Here is a 19,933-nt window from a genome sequence, read left to right as displayed (position 1 = left end):
GTAAAACGGAAATACCACACTAAAACTGAAAATAAATAAATTCTTTATAATCGGAATACGTTCCTAATGCCACAATTGCTGCAAGGCATAATCCCAACTTTAAATAACTGTAGCGCCCAGAAATAGGTTCCACTTGCGTTCGGCTATTCCATTCCACAACAATAAAAGCAAGTATTAAAATGATGATTTCATAATTGTATCGCTCGTTATCCAAATACTGTGATGCAAAATTTCCATTGGTAAAAATACGCCCAATATATTCAAAAGCATCTCCTATCGATTTTACCCGGAAGAAAATCCATGCCAGGCAAGTTAATGCGAATGTACTGATAATGCTAAAGAAAACTGTGACGGAGGCAAAATCCCGATGCAAGGACACTGTTTCAATATTAGATCGATTCCGCTTCAAGAGCAACAATGGCAAAAAATACAGGGCATTAATAAAACCCCAGGCAATAAAAGTCCAATTGGCACCATGCCAAAAACCACTGATTAAAAAAATAATAAAGGTATTGCGGATTTTCATTCCCATACCTCCACTGCTGCCTCCCAAAGGAATATATACGTAATCCCGAAACCACGACGAAAGAGAAATGTGCCAGCGCCGCCAGAACTCGGCGATATCACGAGAAAAATAGGGGTAGTTAAAATTGCGCAGCAAATCGATTCCAAACAATTTTGACATTCCCAACGCCATGTCGGAATAACCCGAAAAATCCCCATAAATCTGGAAAGCAAAATAAACGGCACCAAGAACCAACGACAAAGAATTCATGGATTCATAATTATCAAAAATCGCATTGGCGTATGTAGCGCAGGTATCCGCAATTACCACTTTTTTGACCAATCCCCAGGCAAACTGAAAGATTCCTTCTTTGGCTTTTTGATAGTCAAAACTGCGTTTCACTTTCACTTGTGGTAATAAATGTGTGGCTCTTTCAATGGGTCCCGCCACAAGCAATGGAAAATAACTGACAAACAACGAGTAATCGACAAAATTATATTCTGCCTTAATTCTTTTTAAATAAATATCAATGACGTATGATAATCCGTGAAACGTATAGAAGGAAATACCCACCGGCAAGATCACGTTGAGTAGTAAAGGACTCGTTTGTAACCCAAACCCATTCAACAACTCCGAGAAAGAATCTGCAAAAAAATTATAGTATTTAAAAATTCCCAGGAAGCCCAGATTTACACTGATACTCAGCCAAAACCAAAATTTTCGACTCCGTACCGTCTTGGCCTTTTCTATCCGAATACCGGTATAATAATCTAAAAACGTCGAGAACACCAACAGGAACAGAAAACGCCAATCCCAACAGGAGTAAAAATAATAGCTGGCTATAATGAGCACTGCATTTTGAGTGCTTTTGGTTTTATTACAAACAAACCAATACAACACAAATACGATTGGCAGGAAAACGGCAAAGGATAAGGAATTAAAAAACATACGTACGGGAACGGATTTGACGGTGTAAAATTAAGATTTATTCTCTAATACCAATGCTAAATGGTACTCGACCATTCTTGCCAGTGAAAAACGGTTTTCAATGAGGGTTCTGGTATTCGTTTCAATTCTTTTATGACCCAAATAAACGGCTTCAAGAATATTCTTTAGAGCCATAACATCTTTTGCTTTATAAATAAACCCATTTTCCCCGGAAACAATAACCTCCTCATTACCACCAACATTTGTTGTGATTACAGGAACATTGGCAGCTAAACTCTCTAATATCGATAAACTGAAACACTCCATGTGGGTAGGTTGCAGCATATAATCATATTCCGAAAATAACGCTTTCAGGTTAGAAATGCTGCCCATAAAAGCAAAACAATGGGCTACATCATAGTATTTCATCTTTTCAACCAAAATACTTTTATAAGGCCCATCTCCGTAAAGATCAATTTTAATTTCCTTCTGTATCGATGTAGGAAGCAGTGCGACAGCAGCAATTAAATCCTGAATCCCTTTAGATTCACGTAGGTGAGATGCTGTCAAAAAGATCGGATGCAATGTGTTTCGATTCATTCTTTGTAAAATATTTTCTAGCACAACCCCGTTATAAATAGTCAATGTCTTCTTTTTCAAATGAGAACCAAAATCATGAATAATTTCTTTGACGGTATAATCAGAAACCCCTACAAAAACAGCAATATATCTGGAAAATAAAATTCCTTTGATTTTTTTCTCGATTCTCTTTTTTAAAGGATAGCCGGAAAGAGGTCTTGGATTATGATCCACGGCAATTATTTTAGCGCCGCTGAACTGCTTTATTTTATAAAAAAAAGGAGTACATAATTCGACAAAATGGGTAATGATATGCGTGTACGCTGTTGCATTGGTGGTACAAAAACTAAGAAAATGATTTTCTACGGATTGAAACCCACTCTCAAAAATCGTTAAAGTAACATATTCGCCATGATCGGACTGATTCGGAAAAAACCAATCCACCTGAATATTATTTGCTGCACATTTCTTGTCAAACGCCCAAAAAAAGTAATCCATTCCGCCTACTCTTTCGGGTAATAGTTCATAATTACAAAGCACTGCTATTTTTTTATTTTCGGTCATTCCATTGTGATAAAGTTGTAGCAATACGCTGACTGGTTCCGTTTAATTTTTTGCTTATTTGTAAGTCAATCATAGCCTTTCTTTCTTTAGTTCGTGCCAAAGGATTGATTAAAGCCTCCTTGATTTGGTCAATTAATTCGGTTGGATTTTGGGCGATGGTCACGGATTGGCTCTCGACTACTTTTTTGAAATGATCATATCCTAAAAAACGTTGGTCATCATACAAACCATTTTCAGGATTTCCAAAAACAGTATTAATTACCGCTTTGTCAAATAACATAAAATCTAAACTCATTGTAGAGCACATGTTAATATTCAAATCAACATATTCCAACAAAGAACGTAAATCCATGATATCCTCCTCACTAGGAATGCGTTGCGACCAGCTTTCAGCATGATTCTCCCGAGTCAAAATCCATTTGGGCGTATTCCAGATAATTTCAGGAAACTCTTTTTGTATCGCAGCAAAACGCTCTGGTTCTTCTGCTGGAGAAGTCCGTACAACAAGTTGACATGGAATTCCTATTTTATTTTCTCGCATGGCATTGGCAATAGTCCGAATCACAACAGGATCATTCGCTCCGATACTGGCATCAGCACAACTGAAACAAATTATTTTCTGACTCTCCTTTAAATTAAATTTAGCATAAAAATCTTGTTTTTCTGTTTTGTATTTGTCCATCACATAAGGCTCAAATTGAGGTGTTCCCACCACTCTTACCTGTTCCTCTTTTACATTCGGATAAAAATACAACAGTTCCTTTTTCATTAAATCACTCCAAACCAAAAAATAATCAAAAGTCCCTAACATTCTTCCTTTGGAGGCTAAATTATCCCAACTGAAAATAAAACTGCTGACTGGTATTTGAGATTGGATAGCTGCATATAAAAAAGGGGCTAAATACGAGGGTCTTTGATGGGTGAAAAAAACATGAGTCGGTTGGTCTTCTTGCAATAATCGAAGATACCCTTTTGCTATTCTATGTTTAGAAAAAGACAAAAACTGTAATTTTTCTACAAACAGAATACTGGCAGAAGAGTGCACTCTCTGCGTAAAAAAATAAATAATTTTGACTAAAAGAGACCGGGCAGAGATTGTTTTGGGATACCCGGATTCCAGGTTGTCTTTCATACCATAAAAAGACTTATAGTGTTGTAGATGAGCTAGCTCTTTCCATTTCCTGAAAAACCAGGTCCATTTGCCTTCTACAAAAACATCCAATTCTTTTATAGTACTTGTAGACTGTAAATCCGCAGGATAAGCACTGATAGGCAACCCCGAATAAATGATAATAGTATCAAATTGGAGTCTGGCTTCTGTTAAAAAGTCACTCATTACAAAATTCCGGAATCCAACGCCATCAGTGATTACTATACCTAGTTTTTTCATCGCTTTTAAACTTACAATTTTTGATTATTTTAAAATAATTCTTACATCCAAAAACTATTAAATATTTTTTTAATTAATACTTAGTATCTTAATTTCGCTTTTTTATTACCACAAAAACCTTGTTGAAGTTTAAAATTTCATAGGGGATATTTATATTATACTCAACAAGAGTTCTCTTAATCTCTTCTTCATTGGTGTGACCATCTACATAAATCAAATCACAATTATCTTGGATTTTGGGACCATCGGGAGAATAAACATATTTAGACTCCATAAAATAATAGGAAACAAACATCAATCGATCAAAGGACCCATCTAACAATGATTTAATTGGCACCTTAGAATTCGGTGAAAAATAAATCTTGTTTTGAATGTATTTTGATGCATCTCTCCAGTTTTGTTTTTTATAAGTATAATTCCCAAACACAGATAAAATTAGTAATCCGATAATGTATAAGAATACAAATATTTTATTATTATCAAATAATTCATTAAAAATAAAAGAAATAAAGAGAAGAATTAAAGGTACTGTTACAATTAAATATCTTTCCGATATTGTAAATATCATGATACTGATTAAATATGAAGTTAAAAATAATAACAAAACTGGAAGTAAGATTATACTATACTTCTTTACCAATATTAAAAAGTAATTGAAATTTCTTAAAATTGGAGCTAGTAAAATTAATAAAGCGGCTACACCAAACTTATTTACAGCAAAAATGGTAGAGAAATTAAAAATAATATTTTTTAAATTATTCCTATCCCAAGAAATTTGTTTAATATGATTCCCCATATCAACAAAGTAAAACTGAAAAATGAGCCAGATCATTCCTAATATTCCAATAAAAATAGATACAACTAATATAGTTATTGCTGATCTATTTTTTTTTAAGACTAAAGAATATATAATTGTAACAAAAGAAAGTAAAAAGATAATTAGGCTACCAAAATGGTGAGTATAGCAAATCAAAACTCCTACTAAAAAGTAATAAATTAACAACATATTTTCAATTTTCTGACTACCCCTTATTCTCTTTAAAAAAATTAAAAAAATAATACTTGCTAAACTAGATAATGCATAAAGAAGAGAATACATTCGTGCCTCTTGAGCATAATATAATACCCCAGGTGTAAACGCACTTAAGAATAAAAATAAAATTGCTAATTTTCTACTAAAATGTTTTTTTATTAGTAAATAAGACAATATTAAACCTAGCAAAGTAACAACATAACTCAGTAACCTTATTTCAAAATCGCCAGAACCAAATATTTTTCCCCAGTAAAACAATAATACATAGTACAAAGGAGGATTTCCATCTCTTGATATATATTTAGAAAACATTAAATCTAATGAAGATGTTTTTAAAGAGGCTGTTGCAGAAAAAATTTCATCCAACCATAAAGATTCTCTATCAATATTAGGTATTACAATTAACGTTGCAACAATTAAAATTAGGTAAAAAATTGTCTTGGAATTAAATAGGTAAACTATAAAGTTTTCTAACAAATTATTTTTCATAAAACACATTAATTTATAGAGGCAATTCCAAAGAATGAATCAGTTTAAGTTATGTATTGATTAGATCAATTTAAAAATAGTAGTAATAAGCACATAATAATGAAAGCAACTTAATAGTTATAACATCAAATTATTCTAACCATACCGCAACAAAATTCCGGAATCCAACGCCATCAGTGATTACTATACCTAGTTTTTTCATTAAATATCTCTAAATTGTTTTTGATGATTGATTGCCCAAATTGCATCCGTTTCTATAGACTCCAGAAACAACTGCGCACTGTTCCCTTTCCCAAAATCACTAGCCGTTGGAATGGTTTTTTGAATATCTATTAGCGCTAGTGCGTCTGTTATATTTTTTTGTTCATAATCCACGTTAATAATGTGCGCGTGAACCGCTCTGTTTTGCTGTCGTGTTCCAATATTAATAATAGGAATACCATAGCAAGGAGCTTCCCGAATTCCAGCACTACTGTTCCCTAGGATGTACTGTGCGTTTTTGAGCAAAGTCAGAAAATATTCAAACCGCAAAGAAGGAAATATTCGAAAACGGGTATTGTTTTCCAGTCTTTTATAAGCTTCCAAAATAGTGTTAGTTCCCAAATCATTATTAGGGAAAACAACAACATAATTATGTGTATCTTCCAGTAAAGCGGTAACAAAATGATTCGCATGATGCTGCATTTCGGCAGCTTCTGTGGTAACAGGATGAAACATGGCAATGGCATACGTATCAAAAGGAATTTGATAATAAGATTGGGCAACGCTCAAATTTGGTAACGCATCCGAAAACATAACATCAATATCAGGAGATCCAATGGTAAATATAGAAGACTTTTTTTCGCCCATTTGAATCAATCTTTTGGCTGCATCAGCATTAGAAACAAAATGGATATGACTTAATTTACTGACGCTATGCCGAATTAATTCATCTACCGTTCCGGATAACTCGCCTCCCTCGATATGCGCCACTAAAATATTATTAAGCGATCCTACTATAGCACCGGCAAGTGTTTCTACGCGATCTCCATGAACTATAATCATATCCGGATTAATGGTCTTGATAAAAGCAGAGAGTCCTTCAATGGTTTTGGCCAAGGTCAAATCCATTGTAGTTTCATGGGTATGATTGATAAACGTATGAATATTTTTGAAGCCACAGCGTTCTATTTCCAATAGCGTGTAACCATATCGCTCTAGCAAATGCATTCCGGTAACAAAAACAAACACCTCAAATCCTTCTTGTTGTTCAAGAATTGAAATCAATGATTTTATTTTTCCGAAATCCGCTCGGGTTCCGGTAAGAAATAGGATTTTTTTCATTATTTTTTTGTCATGTCGAGCGCAGTCGAGATACTTTTAAATCTTAAATACCGGTCGATTGCGCTCGAGGGAACTGTATTTATTTTGTAATTGTCTCTATTTTTAAGTTTTTAATTGCTATCCAAAAAAAGGCAAAATAAAGAAACTATTGTTCAAAATCATTAAAATCTAATTGCTCGTCGTTATCAATATCTCGAGTAGCGATTTTCCCAATCAAATCATTAAAATGTTCAGCCAAAATAGCTCCAGTTCCCGGACGTTTTACCCATATATTATCCGTAGTAAATAACGCTCCTTTTTTTATTGGAGCAATCGTACAAACCGTTGCAAATGCAAAATCAATAGTTACTTGTTCTTCTAAAGCAGGCTTTTTTGTTCCACCCCGCATGTGCCACATTTCATGAGAAGAAACGATAAGTTCCCCACATGTCTGCTCATCCATGCTGCACACAATATCCGGACCAGTACGATGTGTATGATCCGTAAAATGACGTTCCAAAATACTGGCTCCTAAAGCTACAGCTCCTAAACACGCATTGTTATTCAAAGTATGATCGGACAATCCAAAAACTTTATCCGGAAAAGCTTTATGCATTTCCATCATTGCGCCGAAACGCACCAGATGAATTGGAGTTGGATATAAATTTGTAGTATGCAATAGCGCTACGGGTACGTTGTACTTGTCAAAAATTGCCACCGCTTTAGTAATGCTTTCAATTGTATTCATTCCGGTACTCAAAATAACGGGCTTACCAAAAGCAGCAATGTGCTCCAGCAAAGGATAATTATTACATTCTCCAGATCCTATTTTGTAAGCAGGAATATCAAATTTTTTCAGGCGTTCAGCGGCAGCACGAGAAAAAGGGGTAGAAATGAAAATCATTCCTTTGCTTTCTACATAATTTTTTAGTTCTAATTCATCGACTTCGTTCAAAGAACAACGTTCCATAATTTCATAAATCGAAACTGTAGCATTGCCCGGAATTACTTTTTTGGCTACCCCACTCATCTCGTCTTCCACAATATGCGTTTGATGCTTGACCACCTCAGCACCGGCTCTGTGAGCAGCATCTACCATCTCTTTGGCTATTTGCAAAGAACCTTCATGATTAATTCCTATTTCAGCAATCACTAACGGCTGATAATCGGGACCTATTTTTCTTCCTGCAATTTCAATATATGGGTTCATTTTTTTAATGAATGGTTACAAATTAAATTTTATAATAACTCCAAGACTCAATCTCGACCGAGCCTGCGTTGAGCGAGAGTCAATGAAGACAATCTCGACTGCGCTCGATTTGACAATAAAATCCTGAAGTCACTACAACTGTCACGTCGAAAGTTTGTACTGAGCGTAGTCGGAGTAAAGCCGAGACGATTTATTTCAAATTCATAGTACAACTAAATAATCAAATCATTACAACTGTCACGTCGAGCACAGTCGAGACGCTTTATTGATTAAATACTCCGCATAATCAAAATCATCCAGCGTATCGATATCAACATTGGCAAAAATATGATTTACTTCATAAGGGATACTATTTTCAGAAACTATTTTACCCTCCAGTATTACTTTAGCTTTGGTAATGTACAACAACCCATTTTCAAAATAAAGAGGCTCTAAATCCTGACTGCGTTGCCCTATTGTGTAATTATAAGGTTCAAAACTGTTGTTGATTATTTTTCCCAATTTTTGATGATTCCTGGTTACGGTGACAAGACTGTCAGCATCATTCATGCAAAACCGTACATAGGCTTCCTGAAGCAAATTTTCTGGTCGCAACGGATTAGTGGGTTGTAACAAAACAACCGTGTCAACTGCATGAGTAATAGTCTCTAAAACATGTTGGACACTACTAATCGTTGGTTCCAAGTCTCCTGAAAAAGCATCTGGTCTGTCAATTACTGTAACTCCATACTGCAGCGCAATGTTTTTTATGGCTGCGTTATCGGTCGTTACATAGATTTCATCAATAATAGATGGATTTTTTTGGGCAAATAAAATACTGTGCACCAATAAAGGAATTCCTCCTAAAAGTAATAAATTCTTATTTGGCAACCGTTTAGAGTTTCCACGAGCAGGAATAATAGCAATCGTTTTCATTAGTAAAATTATATCCTTGTAAAAATACTTATTTTTTTGAATTTCAAAGGGGCTTCGAGATTTATTACTTTTTCTGATACAATGTCTTATCAATTTGCTTTTTAGCGTTTCAAAATTGCATCCCTTTTACTTTTCTCATTTTATCAAGTACTAATGCAGTAACTGGTTTTCTGTAGGTAAGTATCCTGGGCATACTCCTAAGAACCTTAACACTAACGCTAAAAAAAATCTTAAAACAGTTAATGTCACGTAATGCATACTTGTTGAAATTATGCCAAAACAATTTCAAAATATTACCTAAAGGATACGGATAATACACTAAAAAATAATAGGTAGAATTTTTTAATTGTTTTCCAAATCTAAAATAATTTTGTCCCGCTTTCTTTCTTTCTATTAAATTAACACGGTGGTTCACTTGTATTGTGTTGGTATATATTATATCGTACCCCGCAGCTAACACTTCAATCGAAACGCATGATTCTTCTCCATAAATATCAATCCAAACCGGAAAGCCATTGGTATCCTGATACGCCTCTTTGCGGATAGCAAATCCACAGCCTATAAATTCATTGGTAAAATATTCTTCCGCTATTGAGTTAACCTGACTTAAAGCCTCTTGATCAGATCCAAACACACCTTTTATTTCCTGAAAAGCAACAATGCCAACAGTAGGATATCTTTCAAAAACACTTAGGGTTCTTGTAATAAAATCGGACTGTAAAGGATGGGCATCATCATCAAAACCTATTAAAAATTGCCCTTTGGCTTTTGGATATAGTTGATGCCTGGCAGCAGAAGCTCCTATGCTTTTTTCAGAAGAAAACCACTTCACCCAATTAAATTGATCTATCAACAAAGCGGATTGATCTGTACAACCATCCAGAAAAACTAAAACTTCATGCTCCTCAACTTCAATCATAGGCTGCAGAATTTCTAAGGTTAGCGCTAATTCGTCTTTCCTATTTTTAGATATTATTAAAATAGAGGCTTTCATATCATGTTTATTAAAAAAAGGAATTTTTAAGAGAAGTATAAATTAAAAAAAATATCAGGACAAAATTATTATTAATTTAATTTATTAATTATTTTTTTTAAATATGAAACCGAAAGATATTCCGCTAAATCACTTCTGTTTAAAAGCAGTTGCTTCGGATTTTGTTTCCACAAGCAATACAATTCTCCCACTAATACAGCTATTCGTGGCACATCATCCACTTCCGCCCAATACGCATAGTCATTGCCTAACAACCGCTTTGTTTCACTGTAATAAGGCGCTAAAGCTAAGATAGGTTTATTAGCTGCAACGCAATGCGGGAATTTAGCGGGTAAAAACGGACTAATTTCCGCTTTTGACTCCAAAATAACATTAACCGATACACTTTGTTGAAGCAAATAAACCGTATCAAAAGGAATCATACCATTATGAATGTAGAGTTCAGGAGTTTTTTTTTGGTGTTTTTCAAATAATTGGGCGTGATCAGAAGCTGGTCCGAGCAACAGCAATCGCGACTCTTTTTCAGCTTCCGGATAGTGTTGTAAAAACAGTTGAAAACCAGCTATCAAACCCTCAGGCGAACGTTGCTTCATCAAATTACCGGCATGGAGTACATTGAATTTTGAAACATCAAAATAGGATGGAAAAGAAGTGTCCTGAACGACGTACTTTGCATTTTGATGCGGAATAACAACTCCTGTTTGGGCAAAATTAGGGAAATAACTCGACATCCATTCGTGCAACAACAAGCTCGGAAAGGCACTATATCTGGCTTTTGTAGAAACTGCCCTAAAAAAGGCTTCTCTGGCTTTATGACTGGATTCTACCCAATTGTATGGTCTTGGATAATAATGCGCAGGATACGGATCATGCACATACGCCATCCATTTGTCATGTAATTCCGGAAATTGAAGAACGGAATAATGAGGCCTAAAACTACCACCCTTACTCAAAGTTATTACTAAATCGGGCTGAAATTTTTGATGCTGCAATGCGGCAGTAATACTGCGGGTATCATTATAAAAAGTAAAAGAAAACCCAAATAATTGTTCTAAAAAAGGAGCTGGATTGACCTTTAAATTCCGACTCAACACCCTTTGTATCCGACTTAAAAAATACAAGGGACTGAATTTTATTTCAGGTATCGCATAACACCTCACACCCGCTAAATGTATGTTTCGCAACGTATAATGATAGACTAAAACGTCAAAACCCGCCTCGGCTAAGTTCTTAATCAAAGCGACATTGGCTTTTGAACCACTACTGTCTTCAATATTGATGGAGTCTACTACAACAAGAATTTTCATTTTAATAGTGTTTTAATAAATATGCTGCTATTTTTTGGCAGGCATCACCGGCTCCATAAGGATTGATGGAATGCCCAAATCCCGTGAATCCGTCTAAAAAAGAACAAATAGTAGTGCTGATTTTTTGTTGATCGGTACCTACTAAAATAGAAAATCCGGCAGTAACCCCTTCAGGTCTTTCTGAAACATCACGAGTAACCAAAACAGGTTTACCTAAGGAAGGGGCTTCTTCCTGAATACCACCGGAATCTGTGACAATCAACAAAGATTGTTGCATCAACCACACAAAAACGGGATAGGAAACCGGTGGTATCAAATAAATATTTTTAGTGTTGGACAATTTCTCATATACAACATCTTTCACTTTGGGATTTAAATGTACAGGATAAACTATAGTAACATCATCCCGTTCTGAAACAGATAAAAGCGCATCACACAGGTTCTCAAAACCTGCTCCAAAATTTTCTCTGCGATGCCCTGTAACCAGAACCATTTTTTTATCGGTAGGAAGCAAACGTTTCAATCGTTCAATTTCAGGATTGATGTAATCTTCTGCTCCAATTTTTTCAACGGTCCACAATAGCGCATCAATAACGGTATTTCCAGTTTCGACGATAGCAGTTGGCAGAATGCCTTCATTCAGTAAATTCTGTGTGGCTGCAGCGGTAGGGGTAAAATGAATATCGGCTATTCTGCTGGTCAACTGCCGGTTCACTTCCTCCGGAAAGGGCGCCTTTTTATTATACGTACGTAAACCAGCTTCTATATGTCCTACGGTTATGCCATTATGAAAGGCGGCCAACGCCACCATCGATGAAGTTGTTGTGTCTCCATGGACCAAAACCAAATCTGGTTTTGCATCAGCAAATACGCCATCCATCTTTAACAAAATACTAGCACTTAATCCGTTCAGGCTTTGATTGGGTTGCATCAAATCTAAATCATAATCGGGAGCAATAACAAAAAATTCCAACACTTGATCCAGCATCTCTCGATGTTGTGCCGTGACACAGACTTTTACATCAAAATTATTTTTTTTTAATTCGTGATATAGCGGTGCCATTTTTATGGCTTCCGGACGTGTGCCAAAACAAAGTAGAATTTTCATGGATTATATTTTTCGGAATTTTTTTTTTTAATTTATAGACAGACAACCGCAAAGGGAATGTACTATAAAAAAACTGCCATTTTATTTTTTCAAAGATAGACAATTCAAGTAAAGTGATGATTTGAGTAAACAAATTGTACTCCTTAAAGTCGGTTGCCATGGTTACAAAATAACGAAGGAGCAAAGAAGACAGCAACTGTTTCTCCTTTAAACTTTCGATAACCAACAAAATAGCGTCTTTTTTAGAAGCCCTGCGTATGGGGTTATTGCTATAAAATTCTCCGGTATTGGAGTCCGCATGTTTACGTCCAAAAAACAAACATTTTTCAATAGAAATTCCTTTAATATCAGAGGACAAAATTCTGGAATACAACTCCCATTCTTCTGCATACATCAAATGTTCCACAAATCGATTCCCATCAAAACAGGTTCTATGCCACATCACTGCACAAGAATTAAACGGAAGTTCGTTTATTAATAGTTTCTCAACATCTGATTTAGTTACAAAAAAAGAAGCATAGTCTTTTGAAAATTCAAAATTATAGTCAAAATCATCAAAGAAAACATTTCGAAGATACCTGCAAAAAGAAACATTTTGTTTGCTTAATTCTTTCACACATAATTCCAAATTTTGGGGATGGACAATATCATCATCATCAAAAAAAATAACATAGTCTCCTTGAGCTAAATCCAGACCGTAATTACGACTTCCAGGTAACCCCTTTATATAAGAGTCTGGTCGCTTAAAAAATTGAAATCTTGTGTCTTTCTCAAGTAGTGGAGCAATAACATCAATAGTATTATCAGATCCACCATCATCAATAATCAAACATTCCCAATTGGTGAAAACTTGAGATTGTATGGACTGCAACGTTTCTACAATAAAATGAGCTCGGTTGTAGGTGGCCATGATGATGGTGACTAGTGGTCTCATTTATGTGTGTTAAAAAACGAATACTTTATTAATGTCTTGATAGAATTTTTATCTAAAAAAAACAAATATTTTTTTATTATATACAATGATTTTATAAGATAAATTTGTGAATCTTTTTGATTAATCATTATTTGAATTGTTTTATTTAAAAAAACTCTTTCTAACAATATTTTATTGATAAAATTATTATTCAATAAAAGTTGTTTCTTAAACATTTTAAGGACTAAATCATTTTTAATAATCCAATTAAATTCTATTTTTTGATGCGTCATAACATTTGTACAGAATTCAGAAAGTATTGTATTTTGCCTATCCATTATTAAAAAACAAAAATTATCATACATTTTTTTTATATTCTGCAAAAATATTTTTTCTTTTTCATCATTTATATAAATTTGATTGGTTAAACTATTTTCATGCTTTCTATAATTATAAAGTGTTTTGTTTAAATGGCTATATTTACTATGGATAATCGCCCGTAACCAAAAATCATAATCTTCAATCAAAAATAATTCTTCGTTGTAACCATTATTTCTCTCAAAGACTTCCTTCTTATAAAGAAAACATGAACCGACAAAATTACCGAAAATTATATTTTCAAAATTTAAAAAATTGACTTCTCTTACTTTTATTGCCTCATAATCAATTAATAAAACATCACTATAAACTATATCAACTTGCTTTTCTAAAAGACTTTTTAAAAGCTCTTCAATTGCATTTGCTTCATAATAATTATCATCACTTGTCCAAGTTATAAAATCACCTTTAGCTACTACATGACCCACATTTAGACTCGCAGGAAGCTTTATATTTATTGTATTATTTATGATTCTAACTCTCTTATCTTTTTCGGCAAATCTATTAATTATTCCTGATGTACCGTCAGTTGAACAATCATTAACAATAATTAACTCAATATTTTGATAAGTCTGGTTCAGACAACTTTCGATAGAGGATGCTAAATACTTTTCACCGTTATAAACAGGAAGTACAATACTAATTAAATTTATTTTCAATTATCTTACTATTATCAAATTATCCTTTACTCTTTTTACTGCCTTAAGCCAATCCAATCCATATTTTGCATCAGGTTCTAAGTGATTTCCTTCAGCCCATTCATTCCACGATTTTATAATGATAAATGGAGGATTGGTAGGTTTTTTCAGCAACTCATCTAATGCAATTTGTAAATGTTGTTGCCAAGCTTCAGGGGTTGCATTCTTAAAAATTAAAGATTTTTTACCGCTACGAGCTGAATTATCCCAATTAGGAAAAACACACGTTATATACTTATCATGAGGAAATTTTACATTAAAATGAGATACTCCTTTTTTATAATCAAACACCAACGGTTTGGTTCTTACTCCTATTTTATAAGATCGCGTTAATTTATCTTTGAGTTTATTTTCTATTTTTCCAAAAAAACTTTTTGTTTTAAAAATAGATAGCTTGGCGTATCGCATTTTAAAAAAAACATCTAAACCTACCTGACCATAAAAACTCGGGTTTTTCAAAACATAATCCGGATTTGAAATTACTGTAGAAATCAAATATATGCCATCGAATCCTGCTTGTATTGCCAATAAATTAAATGTTTCTGTAAATACCTCTAAATCGGGTATATCTTCTATTCTATAAATATGAAACATCGGCTTTTTTCCAATCTTTATATAGCGGTCATCTTTAAAAAAAGGAAGCAAATATTCGAAATAAGTTTTATATCCCATTTCTCCTTGATACGTTTGTTCTATCAGAACTTCTGGATTATCTAATCCGTGCCAAATCCCTTTCCAAGTTTCATTGGCCCAACAAAAACAAAACGGTAATGTAATATCTTTATTTTTCAACATTTGTTCAGCTGGTTGTTGCAATAACATTTTACCATCTCCAAACCAATATTGATAGTAGATAAAACCATCTACACCATATTGTTGTGCCAATTGTGCTTGTTGGAGTTGAACTTCTGGCAAACGTAAATCATAAAATCCTAAATCAGCCGGCAAAATAGGTTGCTCATGCCCTTTGAATAGCGGTTTCGCTTTCGCTACATTAGTCCACTCTGTAAAACCTTTTCCCCACCATGCATTATTCTCAGGAATAGGATGAAACTGTGGTAAGTAATACACTAAAAATTGTATTTTATCTTCGGGCATCTCAATCGGATTAAAATAATAATTAATTATTTTTTGGTTTTTTATACTTCCCAAAAATAGAAAATCCAAAAAAAACAGAACAAAAAACATCAATTGCAAATTTTTCGCTCTTTAATTTATGCTCATATTCATTTTTATTTTGAAGTAGTTCTTGTTTCATTTTTTTAAAAGACCCATAATACTTCACAAAAAAATCTGCGTGCTTCACACTCAAATAGTCCGATAAATAATCTGCATTTTTATCATTAATAGTATTCAACATAGAATTTGATTTAACTCGATAATAAAAACCAACTTCTTTAATTCTTTTAACGTTACCACCATTCTTAAGCATAGCGATCCAAAACTCCCAATCTTCCCAACCAAAAATCATATTAACATCATATCCGCCAACAAATGCCCAGTCTATCTTGCGATATAGAGCGGTACAAAAAATCAAATTGTTTTGACTCAGGTTGTACAAACTAAAATCTGGTAGTTCCCAACGTCCACTCTCATCACCAAATTTTTCTGCAAAACAATACACCACTTTAAGAGAGTTATCATTTTCAAACACTTGTATTGCGTGCGCTACGTAATCCGGACTAATTTTATCATCAGCATCTAGGGGTAAAATAAACTCTCCTTGAGCCAAAGTAATCCCTGAATTTCTTGCTGCACTAAGTCCTGAGTTTGATTTTTGAATATACTTAATTCGGTTGTCTTTTGCTGTCCAATACATTGCAACGGTTTCTGTCGCATCTTGTGAGCCATCATTAACAATAATGCATTCCCAATTCGAGTATGTTTGATTCAAAACCGAAATTAAACATTCATCCAAGTACTGTGCTTGATTGTAACAGGGTACAATAATGGAAACTTTTTTATAGCTCATCGCGTTTCAAAACAGTATTTAAAAATCTTTTTAATATTTTTTTAAAATCTTCATAACCAAACCATTTTACATAATAAACAAACAAAAAAAACCAATCTGCAGAAGTTAATTTTCTTGTTTTAAGAATATCATTCTCGTACCTCCTTAAAAAAAGTAAACGCTGGGAGTGTTCATAATAATTGAGCTTCTCTTTTATTAATTTTTTATAAAATAAGATTTGAGAATTATTTTTTAACCAAAAATTATCTGTTTTCCCAGAAATATTTGAACTTGATAAACGAATATACACCACACATTCATTTATGGTAAAAATAGACTTATTATCCGAAAAATCAAGCCACGCCTGATCATCGCTATTCCATGCCACTGGATAATTATAAAAATGATATTTATTATATGTTTTTTTAGAAAAAACATATTCTGACAAAGAACTACGAGTGAGATGATTGAATTTTCTTAAATAAGCATCAGTCGCTTTTTCCCATATAGGATGTTCAAATTTATCTGAAATTTTATTATTTTCTTGAACAACTATTTTAGAAGCAAACCTAACTACTTCAGCTTTTTTATAAAAAATATTATAATTTTCATGCCAAGAAGCAACTACCGTATTTTCTAGATAATCATCATCTCCAAGAATCATAAGCCATTCTTCATTTTTACTTAAGGCAATACATCTTTCCCATTGCTCTGTAAGTGAAATTCCTCCTAATTTTTTTTCAAACCGATGATATGTAAAATCAAATTTATCTTTATAACCACTTAATAATACCAATGGATTTTCAGGACTGGCATCATCTCCAATATATACTTTAAAGCGTTTATCTGTTTGATTAGATAGCGATTTTAGCGTTTCTTCAAAGTAAGTAAATTTATAATACGGAATAATTATAGCTAACATCTTTTTCTGTTTAATACATTTCTCCAAAATTTAATATGATATTTAATATTGGGATACAAACAAAAAAGTTTCCACCAGATTAAATAAGCAATATTAAATTTTTTAAATTTTACAGATTCTTCAATGAAATTTATTGCATTTGCAATTTCAGTCCCTTTTTTTATAGTACTTGATTCATTTTTTAAAGGCAAACTATTTTTATACTTTTTATGAATTTTGTAAGTTGATTTAACCCACTGTGCATTTATATTTCCTGTAGAATAATGCTCAATAATAACTTGATTTGTTACAACAACTTTATATCCTCGTTTTTTATATTCAAAAGAAATATTTAGATCATAATTATGGAAGCCTTTCAAAGTAGTATCAAACAAAACATGCTCATCTTTTCTCATAGCCATAAAAATACCATCAATTACTACAACCTCAACTAAAGCATCATTATCAAATCCTGATATCATTTTTTCTTCTTTCTTATCTGCATGATGTTGAATTATACAAATGACTTTCTGATCCTCTGGGCAGTTCCACCATGGTGATGGCATTTTTGTTTTTAATTTAGCTCCCGCCACTCCAATCAATCCTACTTGATTGTCATTCTTAAAAACACCCTCTATAGTATTACCCCAACCAATAGTATGAATTAAAATATCATCATGTATAAAACATAAATAATCTCCCGTGCTCTTATCAATTCCTAAATTATAAGCCTCAAAAATGGAATATGTATTCTCAGAATTATCGATAACAATCAATTCATATTCACAACCAACCGTTTTTTTGATATTATCGGATAAGTCGTTACTGATTATTTGGGTTCGGCAACAGATTATAATTGAAACCATTATTTATTTAATCCTTAATTTAAAAAATCTGTTACACTTCAATTTAAAATTCTTTTTGAAATTATATTTTTTAATAAAAATATCAATCACTGAAAATAAAATTAGTCCTCCTTTTATTTTTCTACCCTTTTTATAATAAAACATTCCCCGTTCATATTCCATTTTTTTAATAATACTTTTATTAATTTTAAAAACAGGCACGTAATTATGAGGCTTATTTATAGATAGAAAATCAAACATTTTTTTTCGCATTAAAAAATCTATTTCAATAATTGTTGCCCAATTTAATTTTTTAACTGCATTAGCAATAACACTTTGTGAATGATATCTAAAATTATTCAAAGATTTATTAATATACGATATTTTGTTATTGTTGATTAATTTAAAATAAAACAACCAATCTCCGCATGTTCTCATTCCTGGATCCATATCCAATGTACCTAATTGAACGGCACACTCTTTACTAAACAAAACTCCACTGGTATTTGGAATCACATTTTTATAAATTAAAAAACGTTCTATGAATTCGTTTCCATCCATTACAAAACTTGTTAAAAATAATTTGGCATCCAAATTATCAGTATGATTTAGCCAATTTCCTGTAATCTTGCCGGTTTCATCAGCTCTATTGGATTGGCAATAAACCAACATTATTTCAGAATCTTGAAGAACGGATTGTATTAATTCTTCCAAAAAATTTAGTTCGCAAAAATCATCCGATTCAGCTATCCAGATATAATCGCCTTTAGCTAATTCTATTCCTTTGTTCCATTGTATAAAAGTATTTCCTGAATTGGTTTCATTAAAGATACAATGACTTACTTTTGGATTTTTAGCATATTTTGCGAGAATTTTTCCACTGGAATCAGTGCTACAGTCATCTAATAAAATCACTTCAAAATTAAGATACGTTTGATTAAAAATACTCTTCAAACGTTGTTCCAAGTATTTATCGTGATTGTAACTAGGGACTATCACTGAGACTAGCGGTAGGCTATTTTCCATTTATTTTATTTTTTCCAGAAACGTTTTATAATAACTTGTTATAGAAAATAGCTTTGAAATTGTAAAAAAATCAACCTAAAATTATTTTTTACTTTTATAAGCAAAAATATTTATTGCCATATCAAATTTTTCACAAACAAGAACATTATCAATAAATGGTCTTTGTTGTGAAAAAGATTCTTTTAAATGATATCTAAATCCTTGTCTTTTTAAAATACTCAAAATATCTTCTAAATGTTGTTCATCCTCATAAAAACTATGATACTCTATAAAAATATTCTCAACATTGAATAATACATCCTCACAATCTTTCAAAATTAAATATTCTGCTCCTTCAATATCAATTTTAAGCATATCTATCGGTTTATCTAAAAAAGATTTTAGTCTTACCGATTTGATAATTTTGGGGGTTTGATTTTTATATTCCGTTCCGACACGACCACCTAACCCATAATCGGTATAAAAGGAAAGTTCTGTTTCCTCTGTCCATACAGCATTTTTATACAACTTAATGTTTTTGATTTCTTGTGAAATAATATTTTTATCCAAAAAAGGCAAAACTGTTTCATCAGGCTCAAATGCAATAATTTCTGCATTAGGATATTTTTTTGAAAAATACAAAATACTTAAACCCATATTAGCGCCACAATCTATAATAACTGGACACTGATTATTTGTTTTAAATTCGTAGATGTTTTTAACAAATAATTCTATATAAGTATCATAAAAAGGTCTGCCATAATGATAATAAAAAAAATTGCCATTTAATTTTATCCTACCTTCCATTTTATCAATACTACTTAAAAGATTTCTTTGAAAAGAAGAATACCAAAAATAATATTTGATATGTTTAAATATAATCTTAATTGTTTTTTTCATTTTATTTTATCAATGCTTT

The 19,933-nt window shown here is 32.6% G+C and carries 18 protein-coding genes; all 18 read right to left on the bottom strand.

Features of this window, described 5'->3' with window-relative positions; translation table 11 throughout:
• Positions 1–19 precede the first annotated feature (19 nt).
• The gene (locus tag EKM01_RS03405; protein WP_126766821.1) at positions 20–1,453 is read right to left on the bottom strand and encodes an MBOAT family protein; all 1,434 of its coding nucleotides are present in this window, start codon (positions 1,451–1,453) and stop codon (positions 20–22) included.
• Between the two features lie 30 nt (positions 1,454–1,483).
• Complete coding sequence (locus tag EKM01_RS03400; protein ID WP_233589288.1) at positions 1,484–2,575, bottom strand: glycosyltransferase family 4 protein; 1,092 nt, start codon at positions 2,573–2,575, stop codon at positions 1,484–1,486.
• Positions 2,562–3,965, bottom strand: coding sequence for a hypothetical protein (locus tag EKM01_RS03395; RefSeq protein WP_126563328.1), 1,404 nt, complete (start codon positions 3,963–3,965; stop codon positions 2,562–2,564). Before EKM01_RS03395 ends, EKM01_RS03400 begins: the two co-directional genes overlap by 14 nt.
• Before the next feature lie 88 nt (positions 3,966–4,053).
• Complete coding sequence (locus EKM01_RS03390; RefSeq protein WP_158616083.1) at positions 4,054–5,487, bottom strand: glycosyltransferase family 39 protein; 1,434 nt, start codon at positions 5,485–5,487, stop codon at positions 4,054–4,056.
• Positions 5,488–5,688: 201 nt separating this feature from the next.
• Positions 5,689–6,810: a UDP-N-acetylglucosamine 2-epimerase gene (gene neuC / locus EKM01_RS03385; protein ID WP_126766817.1), complete on the bottom strand. Its 1,122-nt coding sequence runs from the start codon at positions 6,808–6,810 to the stop codon at positions 5,689–5,691.
• A gap of 145 nt (positions 6,811–6,955) precedes the next feature.
• On the bottom strand, positions 6,956–7,999 hold the full coding sequence (locus EKM01_RS03380) for an N-acetylneuraminate synthase family protein (protein WP_126766815.1): 1,044 nt from the start codon (positions 7,997–7,999) through the stop codon (positions 6,956–6,958).
• 237 nt (positions 8,000–8,236) lie between these two features.
• Positions 8,237–8,914 carry a cytidylyltransferase domain-containing protein gene (locus EKM01_RS03375; protein ID WP_126766813.1) on the bottom strand — a complete coding sequence of 226 codons (678 nt, stop codon included), beginning with the start codon at positions 8,912–8,914 and terminating at the stop codon, positions 8,237–8,239.
• Between the two features lie 109 nt (positions 8,915–9,023).
• Entirely contained in the window at positions 9,024–9,908 is an 885-nt protein-coding gene (locus EKM01_RS03370; protein ID WP_126766811.1) for a glycosyltransferase family 2 protein, read from the bottom strand.
• Positions 9,909–9,979: 71 nt separating this feature from the next.
• Entirely contained in the window at positions 9,980–11,215 is a 1,236-nt protein-coding gene (locus EKM01_RS03365) for a UDP-glycosyltransferase (protein ID WP_233589287.1), read from the bottom strand.
• A gap of 1 nt (position 11,216) precedes the next feature.
• Positions 11,217–12,323, bottom strand: a complete 1,107-nt coding sequence (gene wecB, locus EKM01_RS03360; protein WP_126766806.1) for a non-hydrolyzing UDP-N-acetylglucosamine 2-epimerase — start codon at positions 12,321–12,323, stop codon at positions 11,217–11,219.
• Complete coding sequence (locus EKM01_RS03355) at positions 12,244–13,257, bottom strand: glycosyltransferase family 2 protein (protein ID WP_126766804.1); 1,014 nt, start codon at positions 13,255–13,257, stop codon at positions 12,244–12,246. The genes wecB and EKM01_RS03355 overlap by 80 nt, the downstream gene beginning before the upstream one ends.
• Positions 13,254–14,273: a glycosyltransferase gene (locus EKM01_RS03350; RefSeq protein WP_126576626.1), complete on the bottom strand. Its 1,020-nt coding sequence runs from the start codon at positions 14,271–14,273 to the stop codon at positions 13,254–13,256. Before EKM01_RS03350 ends, EKM01_RS03355 begins: the two co-directional genes overlap by 4 nt.
• Entirely contained in the window at positions 14,274–15,410 is a 1,137-nt protein-coding gene (locus EKM01_RS03345) for a glycoside hydrolase family 99-like domain-containing protein (RefSeq protein ID WP_158616082.1), read from the bottom strand.
• A 22-nt stretch (positions 15,411–15,432) separates the two neighbouring features.
• Positions 15,433–16,284, bottom strand: a complete 852-nt coding sequence (locus tag EKM01_RS03340) for a glycosyltransferase family A protein (RefSeq protein ID WP_126576624.1) — start codon at positions 16,282–16,284, stop codon at positions 15,433–15,435.
• Positions 16,274–17,185, bottom strand: coding sequence for a glycosyltransferase family A protein (locus tag EKM01_RS03335; protein ID WP_126576623.1), 912 nt, complete (start codon positions 17,183–17,185; stop codon positions 16,274–16,276). The genes EKM01_RS03340 and EKM01_RS03335 overlap by 11 nt, the downstream gene beginning before the upstream one ends.
• On the bottom strand, positions 17,179–18,030 hold the full coding sequence (locus EKM01_RS03330) for a glycosyltransferase (protein ID WP_126766800.1): 852 nt from the start codon (positions 18,028–18,030) through the stop codon (positions 17,179–17,181). The genes EKM01_RS03335 and EKM01_RS03330 overlap by 7 nt, the downstream gene beginning before the upstream one ends.
• Positions 18,031–18,033: 3 nt before the next feature.
• Positions 18,034–19,035, bottom strand: a complete 1,002-nt coding sequence (locus EKM01_RS03325) for a glycosyltransferase (protein ID WP_126766798.1) — start codon at positions 19,033–19,035, stop codon at positions 18,034–18,036.
• 81 nt (positions 19,036–19,116) lie between these two features.
• On the bottom strand, positions 19,117–19,914 hold the full coding sequence (locus tag EKM01_RS03320) for an FkbM family methyltransferase (protein ID WP_126576620.1): 798 nt from the start codon (positions 19,912–19,914) through the stop codon (positions 19,117–19,119).
• Between the last annotated feature and the right edge of the window lie 19 nt (positions 19,915–19,933).

Origin of the sequence: Flavobacterium sp. RSP46, from assembly GCF_003984825.1 — a bacterium.
GTDB lineage: Bacteria > Bacteroidota > Bacteroidia > Flavobacteriales > Flavobacteriaceae > Flavobacterium.
The sequence above is the reverse complement of the archived record's forward strand: the minus strand, read 5'-3'. Positions and strand labels throughout refer to the sequence as shown.

Excerpts from the sequence above, each read along its gene's own strand:
- EKM01_RS03405 (WP_126766821.1), bottom strand. The coding sequence starts at position 1,453 with ATGTTTTTTAATTCCTTATCCTTTGCCGTTTTCCTGCCAATCGTATTT.
- EKM01_RS03400 (WP_233589288.1), bottom strand. The coding sequence starts at position 2,575 with ATGACCGAAAATAAAAAAATAGCAGTGCTTTGTAATTATGAACTATTA.
- EKM01_RS03395 (WP_126563328.1), bottom strand. The coding sequence starts at position 3,965 with ATGAAAAAACTAGGTATAGTAATCACTGATGGCGTTGGATTCCGGAAT.
- EKM01_RS03390 (WP_158616083.1), bottom strand. The coding sequence starts at position 5,487 with ATGAAAAATAATTTGTTAGAAAACTTTATAGTTTACCTATTTAATTCC.
- neuC (WP_126766817.1), bottom strand. The coding sequence starts at position 6,810 with ATGAAAAAAATCCTATTTCTTACCGGAACCCGAGCGGATTTCGGAAAA.
- EKM01_RS03380 (WP_126766815.1), bottom strand. The coding sequence starts at position 7,999 with ATGAACCCATATATTGAAATTGCAGGAAGAAAAATAGGTCCCGATTAT.
- EKM01_RS03375 (WP_126766813.1), bottom strand. The coding sequence starts at position 8,914 with ATGAAAACGATTGCTATTATTCCTGCTCGTGGAAACTCTAAACGGTTG.
- EKM01_RS03370 (WP_126766811.1), bottom strand. The coding sequence starts at position 9,908 with ATGAAAGCCTCTATTTTAATAATATCTAAAAATAGGAAAGACGAATTA.
- EKM01_RS03365 (WP_233589287.1), bottom strand. The coding sequence starts at position 11,215 with ATGAAAATTCTTGTTGTAGTAGACTCCATCAATATTGAAGACAGTAGT.
- wecB (WP_126766806.1), bottom strand. The coding sequence starts at position 12,323 with ATGAAAATTCTACTTTGTTTTGGCACACGTCCGGAAGCCATAAAAATG.
- EKM01_RS03355 (WP_126766804.1), bottom strand. The coding sequence starts at position 13,257 with ATGAGACCACTAGTCACCATCATCATGGCCACCTACAACCGAGCTCAT.
- EKM01_RS03345 (WP_158616082.1), bottom strand. The coding sequence starts at position 15,410 with ATGCCCGAAGATAAAATACAATTTTTAGTGTATTACTTACCACAGTTT.
- EKM01_RS03340 (WP_126576624.1), bottom strand. The coding sequence starts at position 16,284 with ATGAGCTATAAAAAAGTTTCCATTATTGTACCCTGTTACAATCAAGCA.
- EKM01_RS03335 (WP_126576623.1), bottom strand. The coding sequence starts at position 17,185 with ATGTTAGCTATAATTATTCCGTATTATAAATTTACTTACTTTGAAGAA.
- EKM01_RS03330 (WP_126766800.1), bottom strand. The coding sequence starts at position 18,030 with ATGGTTTCAATTATAATCTGTTGCCGAACCCAAATAATCAGTAACGAC.
- EKM01_RS03325 (WP_126766798.1), bottom strand. The coding sequence starts at position 19,035 with ATGGAAAATAGCCTACCGCTAGTCTCAGTGATAGTCCCTAGTTACAAT.
- EKM01_RS03320 (WP_126576620.1), bottom strand. The coding sequence starts at position 19,914 with ATGAAAAAAACAATTAAGATTATATTTAAACATATCAAATATTATTTT.